12 protein-coding genes are annotated in these 14,023 nt (G+C 48.1%); 6 read left to right on the plus strand and 6 right to left on the minus strand.

Annotated features, from left to right (window positions below):
* Positions 1 to 18: 18 nt before the first annotated feature.
* Both uvrC and DW931_RS03560 read right to left on the minus strand, forming a co-directional pair.
* Positions 19 to 1,896, minus strand: a complete 1,878-nt coding sequence (uvrC, locus tag DW931_RS03555; RefSeq protein WP_118467289.1) for an excinuclease ABC subunit UvrC — start codon at positions 1,894 to 1,896, stop codon at positions 19 to 21.
* 112 nt (positions 1,897 to 2,008) lie between these two features.
* Complete coding sequence (locus tag DW931_RS03560; RefSeq protein WP_022359296.1) at positions 2,009 to 2,602, minus strand: DUF1653 domain-containing protein; 594 nt, start codon at positions 2,600 to 2,602, stop codon at positions 2,009 to 2,011.
* Between the two features lie 674 nt (positions 2,603 to 3,276).
* Here DW931_RS03560 and DW931_RS03570 point away from each other — a divergent pair.
* Positions 3,277 to 4,755 carry a DUF1846 domain-containing protein gene (locus tag DW931_RS03570; protein ID WP_022359314.1) on the plus strand — a complete coding sequence of 493 codons (1,479 nt, stop codon included), beginning with the start codon at positions 3,277 to 3,279 and terminating at the stop codon, positions 4,753 to 4,755.
* Positions 4,756 to 4,952: 197 nt separating this feature from the next.
* Here the strand turns inward: DW931_RS03570 and ftsH are convergent, their stop codons facing one another.
* Entirely contained in the window at positions 4,953 to 7,070 is a 2,118-nt protein-coding gene (gene ftsH / locus DW931_RS03575) for an ATP-dependent zinc metalloprotease FtsH (RefSeq protein WP_118467287.1), read from the minus strand.
* A 558-nt stretch (positions 7,071 to 7,628) separates the two neighbouring features.
* On the opposite strand from ftsH, the gene DW931_RS03580 reads away from it, so the two are divergent.
* From DW931_RS03580 to DW931_RS03590, 3 genes are all read left to right on the plus strand, one after another.
* Entirely contained in the window at positions 7,629 to 8,132 is a 504-nt protein-coding gene (locus tag DW931_RS03580) for a GNAT family N-acetyltransferase (RefSeq protein ID WP_107001054.1), read from the plus strand.
* 58 nt (positions 8,133 to 8,190) lie between these two features.
* Entirely contained in the window at positions 8,191 to 8,430 is a 240-nt protein-coding gene (locus DW931_RS03585) for a hypothetical protein (RefSeq protein WP_107001055.1), read from the plus strand.
* A 563-nt stretch (positions 8,431 to 8,993) separates the two neighbouring features.
* Complete coding sequence (locus DW931_RS03590; RefSeq protein WP_118467285.1) at positions 8,994 to 9,557, plus strand: DNA-deoxyinosine glycosylase; 564 nt, start codon at positions 8,994 to 8,996, stop codon at positions 9,555 to 9,557.
* Here DW931_RS03590 and DW931_RS03595 read toward each other — a convergent pair.
* Complete coding sequence (locus DW931_RS03595) at positions 9,554 to 9,700, minus strand: hypothetical protein (RefSeq protein WP_243017769.1); 147 nt, start codon at positions 9,698 to 9,700, stop codon at positions 9,554 to 9,556. The genes DW931_RS03590 and DW931_RS03595 overlap by 4 nt on opposite strands.
* A gap of 143 nt (positions 9,701 to 9,843) precedes the next feature.
* On the opposite strand from DW931_RS03595, the gene DW931_RS03600 reads away from it, so the two are divergent.
* Positions 9,844 to 10,824, plus strand: coding sequence for a radical SAM protein (locus DW931_RS03600; RefSeq protein WP_118467283.1), 981 nt, complete (start codon positions 9,844 to 9,846; stop codon positions 10,822 to 10,824).
* 1,036 nt (positions 10,825 to 11,860) lie between these two features.
* On the plus strand, positions 11,861 to 12,805 hold the full coding sequence (locus DW931_RS03605) for a DUF5688 family protein (protein ID WP_117795870.1): 945 nt from the start codon (positions 11,861 to 11,863) through the stop codon (positions 12,803 to 12,805).
* Here the strand turns inward: DW931_RS03605 and DW931_RS03610 are convergent.
* The gene (locus DW931_RS03610; RefSeq protein ID WP_227589434.1) at positions 12,759 to 13,205 is read right to left on the minus strand and encodes a threonine/serine exporter family protein; all 447 of its coding nucleotides are present in this window, start codon (positions 13,203 to 13,205) and stop codon (positions 12,759 to 12,761) included. The two genes, DW931_RS03605 and DW931_RS03610, sit on opposite strands and share 47 nt — an antisense overlap.
* On the minus strand, positions 13,202 to 13,972 hold the full coding sequence (locus tag DW931_RS03615) for a threonine/serine exporter family protein (RefSeq protein WP_107001060.1): 771 nt from the start codon (positions 13,970 to 13,972) through the stop codon (positions 13,202 to 13,204). The genes DW931_RS03610 and DW931_RS03615 overlap by 4 nt, the downstream gene beginning before the upstream one ends.
* Positions 13,973 to 14,023: the final 51 nt, after the last annotated feature.

Genomic DNA, 14,023 nt, shown 5'->3' on the forward strand with positions numbered 1-14,023 from the left:
ACTATTGTCTACATCCTATCACATCTTCCCCTGCTTGTCATCACGGAAAAATATATAGACTGCCTCGGCAGCTGCCCGGTTCATCTGTGGCGCAGCTTCCAGCTCCTCCACGCTCGCCTCCCGGACTGCTTCGATCGTCTTGAACGTCCGCATCAGAGACTTACGGCGCGCTGGTCCGATGCCCTTGATATCATCCAGCACGGAGCGCACCTGCTCCTTGCCCCGGAGACTCCGGTGGTACTCGATCGCGAACCGGTGCGCCTCGTCCTGAATCCGGGTGATCAGCTGAAATCCTTCCGAATGGCGATCGATTGGAATTTCCACATTCTGATAATATAATCCCCTCGTCCGGTGGTTATCATCCTTTACCATGCCACAGACCGGGATTTCCAGCTGAAGCTCTCTTAATACCTCCAGCGCGATATTAACCTGTCCGCGTCCGCCATCCATCATCAGCAGATCTGGAAAACGCGTAAAACTTCCCATCGCCAGATCGCCGCCCTCGGCTTGCAGTTTCTTCGTCTCCTCCAGGCCATGGGAAAACCGCCGCAGCAGCACCTCGCGCATTGAAGCGTAATCGTTCGGTCCCTGCACCGTCCGGATGCGAAATTTGCGGTAATCATTGCGTTTCGGACGTCCATTTTCGTAGACAATCATCGAACCGACCGACTCAAAACCGCTGATATTGGAAATATCGTAGGCTTCTACCCGCTTGATTCCCGAAAGTCCGATCCACGATCCAATCTGGTTCATCGCCCCGATCGTCCGAAGTTCCTCGCGCTTGATCTTCTCCTTATCCTGGGAGAGCACCATCTTCGCATTCTTCTCCGCCAGCTCGACCAGCCGCTCTTTCTCGCCCATCTTTGGCACGACAAAGCGCACCTTCTGTCCCCGGCGCGCCGTCAGGAAGCTGGCGATAACCTCCGCGTCCTCTAACTCCTCCTGCACCCAGATCTCATGCGGCACAAACGGCGTTCCCGCGTAAAACTGTTTGACGAAGCTGTTTAAAATTTCTGCCTTGCTCTCCGAGCCGGTCAGATTCATATGGAAATGTTCCCGCCCAATAAGCTTGCCATCGCGCACGAAAAACACCTGCACAACCGCATCGCGCTCATCCTTCGCCATCGCGATAATATCCCGATCTTCCATGCTCTGGCTCGTAATCTTCTGCTTCTGCGCCACCTTTCTGACACTTTCAAGCAGATCCCGGTACTCAATCGCCTTCTCAAACTCCATCGTCTCGGACGCCGTCCTCATCTTTTCTTCCAGATATTTCATGACCGGCTCATACTGTCCATTTAAAAAACCGACCGCCTGCTTCACCGATTTCTGATAATCTGCCTGTGAAATATACCCCTGACATGGCGCGTCGCACTGGTGAATATGGTAATAAAGGCACGGACGGTCCTTTCCCATATCCTGCGGCAGCTTCCGGCTGCACGCCCGGATCCGGTATATCTTCCGAATCAGCTCGATTGTGTCTTTGACTGCTCCCGCGCTCGTAAAAGGACCAAAATACTTATTTTTATCCTTTTTCATCTGGCGTGAAAACAAGATCCGCGGGTACTCCTCCGAAGCCGTCACCTTGATGTACGGGTACGTCTTGTCATCCTTGAGCATCGTATTGTAGCGTGGGCGGTGCTCTTTGATCAGGTTGCACTCCAGCACCAGCGCTTCCAGCTCCGAATCCGTCACGATATACTCAAAACGTGCTATCTTCGAGACCATCTGCTTGATCTTCGCCGTCTTATCCCGGCTGCTCTGGAAATATTGACGGACTCGGTTTTTCAGGCTGATCGCCTTGCCGACATAGATGATCGCGTCCTTCGCATCGTGCATAATATAAACACCCGGCTGCCCCGGCAGTTTTTTCAGTTCTTCTTCTATTTGAAACATCTCAAACCATCCTGTTTTCTAATCTGCTGCCACCACGTTTTCTTACGGCACTTTCGGTTCCAAAAGTGCCTACCCGTGAACAGTTACCCAGACTCTTCTGCCAGACAGCCGCTCACTTTCCATACCGCAGGCGTGGTGCATCGTACCTCTGCTGCATCCGGATGCACTGACGGATCGCGTCCAGCTCTTCCTCCACGCTTCCACCGACCGGATTCATATCCAGACAGAAGCAGAGACTGTCGAGATCCCGCTTGTCCACCTTGCCGCTCATTCTCTGGAGCACTTCCAGCCTGCCCTCGGTCGTTTCCTGATCCAGAAATTCTGCCACAAGCGGATGCAGCTCCGGTTCCTCCTGCGGTATGTCCCAGGAATGAGTGGCTGCGTCAGACATTTTCGAACGGCGAACACCTTCATTTACGACATGAGTCGTTCTGGTTGTCCTTATTTCCTGCTGTTTCGAATTTTCCCACGGACCCGCCGCAATCCGCTCAAACCGGTATCTCTGCGCCGCCTCCGGATATTTTACCCGATCTACCTCTTCCATAAACATAGAAAGCGGTCTAACCCAGACGCCATATTCTCCATAGAGCGCCTGATAGACAACCATCTTTTCCCCCGTTTCCGAGTGGGTCGCCACCGCCAGAATCTGATATTCTTTATTTTTAAAATGCCGGTACCGCTCGCCCGGCTTTGGAATTTCCCGCATGAATGCTGATACCTCCTTAAAACATCTCGCTAAGTGTTCACATTATATCACGATTCGCCGTTCGCCTTAAATCTGCAAGCAGCTTTCTGGCTCACTTGCGCTCATTATATCATAAGAACGTATTCTCACCCGTCCACTCACGAACCCGCGCTATCGCGCTCCACCGCCCTGCTTCGCATGGCTGTTCGTTCGTTAATGGCGCAAGAAAAGAATATGTCTGCTTCGCAGCCGCATTCTTTTCTTCTGCGCTCATTATATCACATTTTGTATGCCCTTTTCTGTTTTTTATCAATTTACATCCAGATTTTCTTTCCTCCATCCCCATCGCCTGTACACAAAAATTTTCGCCAGAAAATATTACATTTCCGAAAACCAAATCCGTCATTTTTCCGATTTTAAAATTTTTTTATTTTTCCTCTACTCAAATAGACTTTTTTGTAGGATAATAGTACTAATTGTGATTCTTTGCGGTCTGCTGTGCTGCGTTCATTTCACACAAAGAGCATCGACATAAACAACTGCGAATGGCAGTCTATGCCGGACATGGACTGTGACCTGGCGGCGCAATCATCCATACAAACATATGATTTTCATCCCACCAGATGGAAACCGGCATCTGCCCCCACCGCGATACCGGTATTCTGTGCGGGACGAAACTAAGAACGGAGGATTAGATGAAAATCGGTTTTGACAACAACAAATACCTGAAAATGCAGTCGGAACATATCCGTGAGCGTATCAACCAGTTCGGTGATAAGCTCTACCTCGAATTTGGCGGAAAACTGTTCGATGACTACCACGCATCCCGGGTTCTTCCGGGCTTTGCACCTGACAGCAAGCTGCGGATGCTTCTGCAGTTAGCGGATCAGGCGGAGATCGTCATCGTCATCAGTGCTGCGGATATCGAGAAAAACAAAGTACGTTCCGACCTCGGCATTACTTACGACGTAGACGTACTCCGTCTGATTCAATCCTTTACCGACAAGGGACTCTATGTTGGAAGCGTTGTAATCACCCACTATTCCGGGCAGAACACTGCGGATGTCTTCAAACACAAGCTCGAATCCATGGGCATCAAGGTTTACCGCCACTACACCATCGACGGTTATCCGGGCAATGTTCCGCTGATCGTCAGCGATGAAGGTTATGGTAAAAATGATTACATTGAAACCAAACGTCCACTCGTTGTTGTCACCGCGCCGGGACCGGGAAGCGGAAAAATGGCAACCTGCCTTTCCCAGCTCTACCACGAGAACAAACGCGGCGTCAAGGCTGGATATGCCAAATTTGAGACCTTCCCGATCTGGAATATCCCGTTAAAGCACCCGGTCAACCTGGCATACGAGGCAGCGACCGCTGACTTAAACGATGTCAACATGATCGATCCGTTCCATCTGGAGGCTTATGGTGTAACAACGGTCAACTACAACCGTGACATCGAGATTTTCCCGGTTCTGAGCGCTATTTTCGAGGGAATCTACGGCGAGAACCCGTACAAATCCCCGACTGATATGGGCGTCAACATGGCAGGAAACTGCATCATTGACGACGAAGCCTGCTGCGAAGCATCCCGTCAGGAAATCCTGCGCCGCTACTATCAGGCATTAAACCGCGTTGTCAAAGAGGATGTCGGCAAAGAGGAAGTTTATAAGATCGAACTTCTGATGAAGCAGGCAAAACTGACCACCGATATGCGCAAGGTTGTTCCGGCTGCCCTGAAACGCGCCGAAGAAACCGGTGCTCCGGCTGCTGCCATCGAACTTCCGGACGGAACCATCGCTACCGGAAAGACAACCAACCTGCTCGGCGCTTCCGCTGCCCTGCTTCTAAATGCTGTCAAGGTACTTGGCAATATTCCGCACGATGAGCACCTGATCTCCCCGATCGCGATCGAGCCGATCCAGAAGCTGAAAGTCGAGTACCTCGGAAGCCGCAACCCACGTCTCCACACCGATGAAGTTCTGATCGCGCTGTCCATGTGCGCCGCTACCAACAAACACGCGCAGATCGCCCTGGAACAGCTTGAAAAGCTGCGTGGCTGCCAGGTTCACACTTCCGTCATGCTGTCGGAGGTTGATATCAAGACCTTCAAACGTCTCGGCATCGAACTGACCTCCGAGCCGGTATATGAGCATAACCGCCTGTACCAATAATTGAAATAATCCCATATAAAAAAGAATGTGCCGCGGAGCGCTTTTTTGTCATAGGACGAAGTTTCCTATGGCAAAATAAATAACGGCTGTATCTCAGCAATGTGTACTCATAGATTTTTCAATATATGAATTCACATTGCTGAAATACAGCCGTTCTATTTACTGTATAAATATTTCTTTTATGCTATACATCACTTTTATTTCCGGTCGAACGAGCTTCCACCGCGCATCTCATCCTCATTTGGACTCTCTGCTGCTACAGCTTCTGCCGATTCCGGTGCTTCATCCGCCAGTTTTGCTTCCAGATTCTGCTGGTTCTGTGGGTCTTCCGCGTTCGTTTCTTCCGCAGTCTTTATCGGCTGAACCTCATCGCCTGTCTTCGCAGCCTCCGGCATCTCAATCCGGCTCTCGCCTTCCTGTTTCTTTTCCTCCAGCTCCGGGATTCCCTTTACCTCATGGAAAATCTTCATGAACTCTTTACCGGTGATCGTCTCTTTCTCAATCAGGAACGCCGCAATCTTATCAAGCGCCTCGCGGTTTTCACTCAGCAGGCGTTTCGCCTCCTCATAAGAAACCTTCAAAATATGCATGACTTCCTTGTCAATCTCTGCCGCCGTCATATCACTGCAATTCAGGACAGTTCTCCCGTTCAGGTACTGATTTTCCTGGCTTTCCAGCCCCATCAGACCGAACTTCTTGGACATACCGTACTGGGTTACCATCGCACGCGCGATCCGGGTTGCTTTTTCAATATCATTTGACGCACCTGTCGTTACCGTATCAAAAACGATCTCCTCAGCCGCACGTCCGCCTAAAAATCCGACCAGCATCGCGCGGATTTCCTTCTCGGTATTTAAGTACTTCTCTTCCTCCGGCACCTGCATGACATAGCCAAGCGCCCCCATGGTACGCGGCACAATCGTGATCTTCTGTACCGGCTCCGAGTCCTTCTGCAGGGCGCTGACCAGCGCATGACCCACCTCATGATACGAAACAATCTGGCGCTCTTCCTGGCTCAAGATGCGGTCTTTCTTCTCTTTGCCGACCAGAACCAGCTCAACTGCCTCAAATAAATCCTTCTGGGAAACGGCTTTCCTGCCATTCTTAACGGCTGTGATCGCCGCCTCGTTCATCATATTGGCTAGATCCGCACCTACAGCGCCAGATGTCGCCAGCGCGATCTCCTCGAAATCAACCGTCTCATCCAGTTTTACATCCTTGGAATGTACCTTTAAAATCTGCACACGCCCCTTTAAATCCGGCTTATCCACGATAATCCGGCGGTCAAAACGTCCCGGACGAAGCAGCGCCGGATCCAGAATCTCCGGGCGGTTCGTCGCCGCCATGACTAAAAGACCCTTGGAGGAATCAAATCCATCCATCTCCGAAAGGAGCTGGTTTAACGTCTGCTCACGTTCATCGTTGCCGCCCAGACGGGAATCACGACTTTTACCGATCGCATCCACCTCATCGATGAAAATGATACACGGAGCCGACTGCTGCGCCTGCTTGAACAGGTCACGCACACGGGATGCGCCGACGCCGACAAACATTTCCACAAAATCTGAACCGGACAGAGAGAAAAACGGAACCTTCGCCTCTCCAGCTACTGCCTTGGCAAGAAGTGTTTTACCGGTTCCTGGCGGTCCGACTAACAACGCACCCTTCGGCAGTTTCGCACCAATCTTCGTATATTTTCCCGGGTTATGCAGGAAATCAACAATCTCCGTCAGAGACTCCTTCGCCTCATCCTCGCCTGCCACATCCTTGAACGTAACACCGGTCTCTTTCTGTACATATACTTTGGCATTGCTCTTGCCGACACCCATTATGCCGCCTCCGCCGCCCATGCGCTTCATCATCATATTGAAAATGACGAACATCGCTGCAATCGGAAGCACCCACTCAAGCAGAAGCATGATAATACTGCCTGTCGCGTCCACTTCTGCCTGTTCATAGGTCGTAACACCAGCTTCATCCAGCTTCTTCTCCAAATCCGGATCGTTGATCGGAATCGTGTAGTACTCCATTCCTACCAGATTTCCGTATTTGCCCTGGCTGCCGCCATATTTCTTCGAATCTTCCTTCGGCGTGATCTGAATCTTTCCATTGCCAATCACAACCGATTCTACCTCGTGATCCTTAAGCATCTGATTAAACTCGCTGTACGGCATCTTGTGCGTGCGGCTGCCCTGCCAGAGGTTGTGCATCATCGCCACGCAGAGAAGCGTAAACAGCATCGTCATGATCAGCACTGCATAATTCTGACCGCGGGGATTTTTTCCATTTTTATTCTGGTTTCCCTTATTATCCATACACTTTCTCCATTCTGTGTCACTGTACATCCGGAATCTGCCACATCAGGTTACTCAAAAGCTCCTCTAAATCTGCCGCATCTGCTTCTCATCCGGCTTCATGCCCGCTTTTCTTCCCCGTCAGCGCACAAATTTCTGCGTACTCTTATCCATTATAGTGGCAGATTGCCTATAAATCAAGAAGTGAAAATATTAAAAACTTGTGAACTCCTTATAAAATATAGGTGTTTTCTCTGCATATATGAAATGCCATCAAAATCATCCGCTGTGTAGCTCTTCCCGATACAGTTACCTCGTCACAGTTATTCGAAAAATTGCTTTTTCAAAAGTCCCTATTTACATTTGTGTGTCTGATGTATCAACAGTATAATGATACATTTCACGAATTGCGTATGCAATTAGAAAATCAAGTAGTCCAAATTCCATAAAATGAAATTTTAGGGCAAATTACAGACATTGGCTTGGCTGTAGTATTTTTAAACAACGTGTGTTAGACTACTGTTATACAAATCGGGATTGACCGAACTCTTTGAGAAAAATAGGAGGAAGCAGCTTTTTATGTTGTACTTAAAATCAGCTAATTTGGAAGATATTGAAAAGGAATACGAATTTATTACTAATACCCCTTCCAATGAAAATGGATTTACGAATTTTGCGTCTGGATGTTCAAGAAAGGAATTTGAAATAAAAATATTACCTGGTTATATTAATGCTGAAAAGGGAATTGATCTGGCTGATGGATGGGTTCCAGAAACGGATTTTTTCTTATGGGATGATGAGAAAATAGTAGGATTATTTCGCGTGCGTCATTACCTTACTCCTGCACTTGCAAACGGAGGAGGCCATATAGGATATGGAATAAAGAAAGAATTCAGAGGCAAGGGATACGCCTCGGAAGGGTTGAGATTGACAATCGAAAAAGCCTGGCACATTATTAAAGAAGACGAAATATATATGTCTGTTCATAGGGATAATATGGCATCTTTGCGTGTGCAGATTAAAAATGGGGCCTATATTCATCACCAAGATGAAAAAGAGTTTTATACCAGAATAAAACGATAAATTCCCGTTTATTGGGAAGTCACAGAGAACGAAAAATCGGAATTTGGAGGTGATTTAAATGGAAAACAAAATTGTAGGTGCTATTTTCTGTTTCATGTCAGCAGTTTTAATTTCTGCACGATATATTTCTGCTGCGATATTTATGAGTGGAGTAGCTTCGTGGAATGCCACTTTATTTGCAGCAGGTCTTGAATATGTAGGTCCTTTTTTAGCAATAGCGGCTGGTATTGCGTTTATTATTGGAATCCTGTTTCTGGGATATGGGCTGTATCAGGATATTAAAAAGATAAAGAAGTAGAACAATTCCAGTTTGTCAATTACAGGTGACATTGAAAGAGTCAGCCCATTCAAGGTGCCGGCTCTTTCAAAAATTCCATTCTAAATAAATTGCATGATAACTTAGAGTAAAAATGAATACCCATTAGCCGGAAATGAATAGAAAACGAATAAAAGTGTGGTGTTTCGTATAATTATGAGTTAGTATGCATCAGACACACTTTTGTAAAAAGGGAGTTTCAAAAAAACATTCTATCATTTTTGATCTATGATATAATGTGAACACTTGACGAGGTATTTTCGAGTCTAGTGAGAACATATGCCTGACCACTTAATGAGGTGTTTCACGAATTTAGTGGTCATGGTATAATGAGCCCAGAAGAAAAGAATGCGGCTGCGAAGCAGACATATTCTTTTCTTGCGCCATTACCGAACAAACAGCCATGCGAAGCAGGGCGGTAGCGCGCGATAGCGCGGGTTCGTGAGTATCATGTCCATGCACCAAATGAAGCCAGATCAAAGTCGAAAATTGATTTCGTATTTATTATAATTGACAACAATAATCCGCAAAAAGGAGGTTCCACCATGCCATCCCACATCATCCACCCAATCCCGCCTGTTTTTGACGCCGACTCCCGCATCCTGATCCTCGGTTCCTTTCCGTCGGTCAAATCCCGAGAAAGCTGTTTTTTCTACGGGCACCCACAGAATCGTTTCTGGAAGCTCTTAGCGCGCCTGCGAAAGGAAGACGTTCCATCCTCCATCGAGGAAAAGAAGGAATTTCTGCTGCGGAACCACATCGCCGTCTGGGACACCATCCATAGCTGTTCCATCGAAGGATCCAGCGACAGTTCCATCCGCGATGTTGTTCCAAACGACCTCGCCTCTATCCTGGATCACGCTTCCATCCAGGCGATTTACACAAACGGCGGGCTGTCCGGAAAAATGTACGACCGCTTCTGCCGTAAACAGACTGGCATTGAGGCAATCAAACTGCCGTCCACCAGCCCTGCCAACGCTGCCTGGAACCTCGACCGGCTGACAGATGCCTGGAAATGTATCAACCAGATCCTGGGGAAACCCGGATCTGAAACAAAAAACACTGCTTCCGATGGCAACGCACGCGAGGCAAAAACACGCATCATCTAAACAAACACCATCTGCACCAGAATCATATAAAATACAGTCCCTGCCGGCCAATGGCGCTTCTGTCCGATCCACTGTTCCGTAAAAATCATTACAAACAGTGCCGTCAGTGCAAAGTCCAGCCCTTTCGTATTAAATGTAATCACATTTGACACTGCTTATCTTTCTTAGTAGAATAAATACATTATAACGATCGATTTTTCAGATTCAACACAGATTTGAACTATGTAAAAAAACTTTGAAGGAATTACCTTTACAAAAAATCTTATAAAAAAAGGAAGCAAAACCTATGAACACATATATTCCCCTCCCTAATTCAAGTGCCGGCTCGCCTGTCCAGTTCTCTGAACCAGCCGCCTATTCCTACGAAAGCTGCCATTGCTGTCCGCGAAATTGTCAGATCAACCGCACAAAAAAGCAGGGCTGGTGTCACAGCCCTGCCGGTATCCGGGCGGCACGCGCGGCGCTTCATCCGTGGGAGGAACCGTGTATCAGCGGTCTTCACGGAAGCGGTACCATCTTTTTTTCCAGCTGCACGCTGCGCTGCTGTTTCTGCCAGAACTACCAGATCAGCAGCGAAGGCTTTGGAAAAGATATTTCCGAAACGCGTCTGGAGGAAATTTTTCTGGAACTGCAGGCACAGGGCGCGCACAATATCAATCTGGTGACGCCGACGCAGTACCTTCCGTCGCTACTGCCCGTCTTAAAACGGGTCAAACCGCAGCTTTCCATCCCTATCGTCTACAACTGCGGCGGTTATGAGACACTGGAGGCGGTTGACGCGCTGGCTCCCTATATCGATATCTGGCTGCCGGATTTAAAATATTACTCTTCTGAGCTGTCCGCCCGCTACTCCGCCGCCCCGGACTATTTTCCGGTCGCCTCCGCAGCAGTCAAACGGATGATCGCGCACACCGGTCCGCTGGTATTGGAAGATTTCTCTGAAAATGGTCAGACCTGCCAGCTCATGAAGCGCGGCGTGATCCTGCGACATATGGTTCTTCCGAAACACAAAGACGATTCCATCCGCCTGCTCCACTGGATTCACGACAACCTCCCGGAGGGGCATTTTCTGGTAAGCCTTATGAGCCAGTACACCCCCTTCTACCAGAGCAGCAAATATCCGGAAATCAACCGCCGCATCACAAGCTACGAATACCAGAAAGTCGTCGATGCTGCGATTGAGCTGGGGCTCACGCACGGCTTTATGCAGGAAAAAAGCAGCGCGAAAGAAGAATACACGCCGCCGTTTGAGTTACAGGGGATTTGATCTTTATATAAGAAAAGATCCTTCTTGATGCCTTTCCATGAACCAGAAAAAGGGTATCGATAAATTGACATTTTATCGATACCCTTTAAACTATCTCGTCCATTGGATGATACCTCTTTCTTTGAACTTTTCCTTTATTCAATTTTGATTCCTTTTTCAACAATTTCTGAATCGTTCAATCTTATTTTTTTCTTTTTTCACTTATCTATCTCTCTTTTAAAAAACGCTTCTTTTTAATGATACTTTCTCGTCATATCACTAAACCGAATCCTGTTTCTAAATATGTATGATAGATGATTGACTGATTTTTACTTGTTGATTTTGGTTTTCCTTTGTTCAATTTTTTTATTAAAAAATTGAACCAGTTTTATGTTTTCGGTGGAATCAGCTCCCTTCTTTTTTTGTTTTATTTCTTGTTTCTTTTGATGGTTTTATTCTAATACATATGTCGCATTTTGTCAATACTAATTTTGTATTTTCTTGTTATTTTTCAGTTTTATTTCCACCATGAGTGCCAGCTATTAGTTTTCATCTCGCAGTCGCGCCATCTTATCTCTTTATTTACCATCGTTCACACATTATGAGCGTCATGCAAACTGTTACTGGGAACGTATGCGTGAACTGCAACAAATCCGCAACCAGAACTTCACTTTTCCCCTGTTATTTTTCTTGCCAATCTTCCCATTTTCCAGTATAATCATGATATCGGTGCATTTGGCACCTGCTTCTTTATATGCAGGCAATTTTTTCACATCTTACTGGTTCCTGCGATTCTCATGTTCAGTTTTTTCGATGATTTCCATGACCATTTTCATACTTACGCACTCAAAAGGTAAACGCTAAAACTCTGAACTTTTTATTTATTTTTTAATCACTAAGCAATCTTTCTTCACATCTCAAACTTCATGACTGCTTCTTGATTTGATTCCTTAAAACTTATTCACACGGGGAAACTGTTTCTCATTTTGCTGAAATTCATAACCTACATGAGCAAGCGGGCATCCCCTATCTGCAATTTTATTTCAGGAGGTACTCTATGGTCTATGAAACTTTTTTGAAAACAATCCAGTCGATGGTGCAGACGCGCCTCAATAAAAAAGCCAACGTCTCCCTGCGGCGGGTTCTGAAAAATAATGGACTGATGCTCGACGGGCTGAGCTTTACGAAACCCGGCTCACGGTTATCACCGACTGTCTATCTGAACGCCTACTATAATGAAGCGGAGGAAGGGATGCCGCTCTCCATTATTACCGATCAGATCCTGATGGTGTATGAGACAAATCCAGGATTTTCGGAGGATATCTGCGAGGAACTGCGTGATTTTGATGCCGTACGCGGCCGGATTGCCTACAAATTGATCCACGCCGCTAAAAATAAGGTGCTTCTCTCCCACATCCCACATATTCCGTATCTCGATCTGGCGATCGTTTTCTATCTGATCCTCACTGACAATGAGGAGGGACAGATGACGACCCTGGTACACAGCGACCATCTTGCCCTGTGGGATATTTCTCTGGAAGAGATCGGCATACTGGCGGAAGAAAATACACCTCGCATACTGCCGTACCACATCAGCTCCATCGAATCCACCCTCAATCAGCTCGAAATGGAGGACATCGTTGAAACGGAAGCTCTTCCATCGGTCGCTCTCTACGTTCTGACAAATTCGCGCGGCATCAACGGCGCTGCCTGCATGCTCTATCCCCGCGTCTTAAAAGAGTTTGCCGAAAGCCTGGGCGAAGATCTGATTATCCTTCCGTCCAGCATCCATGAAGTGCTTCTCACTCCCAGCAACGTCTCTCTTCCGCCGGAAGAACTCAATGAAATGGTTCAGGCGATCAATCAGTCGGATGTGCCCGCTGAAGACCGCCTGTCAGATCATATTTATTATTTTAGCAGGATTCAGGGCTGTCTCTACCTGCCGCCCAGTTCCACTACGACGCTTTATTCCGGAGCAGACGGAACAGTGAATCCACAATAAAGATGGCAACCGCCATCGCCCCCGCTATCTGGATCGTCTGGATCAGATAAAAATTGTACCATTTTGTCTGTCCCTGTATCAGAAAATAGACGCTCCGGTAGATCGATGCGCCCGGCACCGTCGGCAGGATTCCTGCCACCAGAAAGATCGTGACGGGCGCTTTTAACACGCGTGCAAATACCTGGCTCAGCAGAGCCGCTGCCAGACTGGAAAAAAATGCCGCCGCCACCTGCGAGGTTCCCACCTGCATCGATACCAGGTACGCCAGCCATCCGGCACCTCCGGTAATGCCCGCATAAACCAGATATTTCCGCGGCATATCGACCAGCAGGGAAAAACCAAAAACCGCCAGAAATGCCCCCACGCTCTGGATCATCAATTCTCTTATCATCTCTGTCATACCGATCCTCCCGCCAGCCGGACTGCCACGATCGCCAGACCGACGCCCGACGCAACCGCCAGCGCCACCACGACTGCCTCCGCCATCCGCGCGACTCCCGAACTGTAATCTCCATTCAGCGTATCGCGGATTGCCGCCGTAAATGTGACCCCAGGCACCAGCGGCATGATTGCGCTGATAATCACTACATCCAGGCTCATTCCCAGAAATGCCCCACGGCGCAGCAGATACGCCGCAACCGCCAGTGCAAACGAGCCAAGTGCATTTTGACAGAAATCATTCAGCATAAGGTTGGACGCCGCCCGCAGGACAAACGCAAGAACGACTCCCACGACAGCCGCCACCAGGCATTCGCCCGGACCGCCTCCAAACATCACCGCAAAAAATCCCGTCGTTGCCGCATAGCCAATGCATTTCTTCCAGAATCCGTATAATGTCGTATTAGCAATCCGATCCAGTCGTTCCTGCGCCTCCCCGACGGACAATTTTCCGCTGCAAAATTCCCTTGAAACATTGTTTACCTGATAAATGCGGTTCAAATTCGTTGCCCGGTTTTCCACCCTTTTTACCAAGGTAAGCGGCGGAAGTGATGCATCCGCAATCGTCGCCACGATCCCCGTCGTCACGACAAACACATCTGCCCGTGCAATCCCTGAATGCTTTAAAATACGGTGAATCGTGTCCTCCACACGGTAGACCTCCGCTCCGCTCGCCAGCATGATCTCCCCCGCCCGGACCGCCATCTCCATCAGCGCGCCATATTCCATACCAACCACCCTCTGATTTATGAATTTTCGTAACTGTGAAAGTATTGAACA

Origin of the sequence: Clostridium sp. AM43-3BH (assembly GCF_003479985.1) — a bacterium.
Classification (GTDB): Bacteria; Bacillota; Clostridia; order Lachnospirales; family Lachnospiraceae; genus Otoolea; species Otoolea fessa.

What these genes read in the sequence shown, in the direction of transcription:
- uvrC (WP_118467289.1), bottom strand. Translation starts at nt 1,896, where the DNA reads ATGTTTCAAATAGAAGAAGAACTGAAAAAACTGCCGGGGCAGCCGGGT.
- DW931_RS03560 (WP_022359296.1), bottom strand. Translation starts at nt 2,602, where the DNA reads ATGCGGGAAATTCCAAAGCCGGGCGAGCGGTACCGGCATTTTAAAAAT.
- DW931_RS03570 (WP_022359314.1), top strand. Translation starts at nt 3,277, where the DNA reads ATGAAAATCGGTTTTGACAACAACAAATACCTGAAAATGCAGTCGGAA.
- ftsH (WP_118467287.1), bottom strand. Translation starts at nt 7,070, where the DNA reads ATGGATAATAAGGGAAACCAGAATAAAAATGGAAAAAATCCCCGCGGT.
- DW931_RS03580 (WP_107001054.1), top strand. Translation starts at nt 7,629, where the DNA reads ATGTTGTACTTAAAATCAGCTAATTTGGAAGATATTGAAAAGGAATAC.
- DW931_RS03585 (WP_107001055.1), top strand. Translation starts at nt 8,191, where the DNA reads ATGGAAAACAAAATTGTAGGTGCTATTTTCTGTTTCATGTCAGCAGTT.
- DW931_RS03590 (WP_118467285.1), top strand. Translation starts at nt 8,994, where the DNA reads ATGCCATCCCACATCATCCACCCAATCCCGCCTGTTTTTGACGCCGAC.
- DW931_RS03600 (WP_118467283.1), top strand. Translation starts at nt 9,844, where the DNA reads ATGAACACATATATTCCCCTCCCTAATTCAAGTGCCGGCTCGCCTGTC.
- DW931_RS03605 (WP_117795870.1), top strand. Translation starts at nt 11,861, where the DNA reads ATGGTCTATGAAACTTTTTTGAAAACAATCCAGTCGATGGTGCAGACG.
- DW931_RS03610 (WP_227589434.1), bottom strand. Translation starts at nt 13,205, where the DNA reads ATGACAGAGATGATAAGAGAATTGATGATCCAGAGCGTGGGGGCATTT.
- DW931_RS03615 (WP_107001060.1), bottom strand. Translation starts at nt 13,972, where the DNA reads ATGGAATATGGCGCGCTGATGGAGATGGCGGTCCGGGCGGGGGAGATC.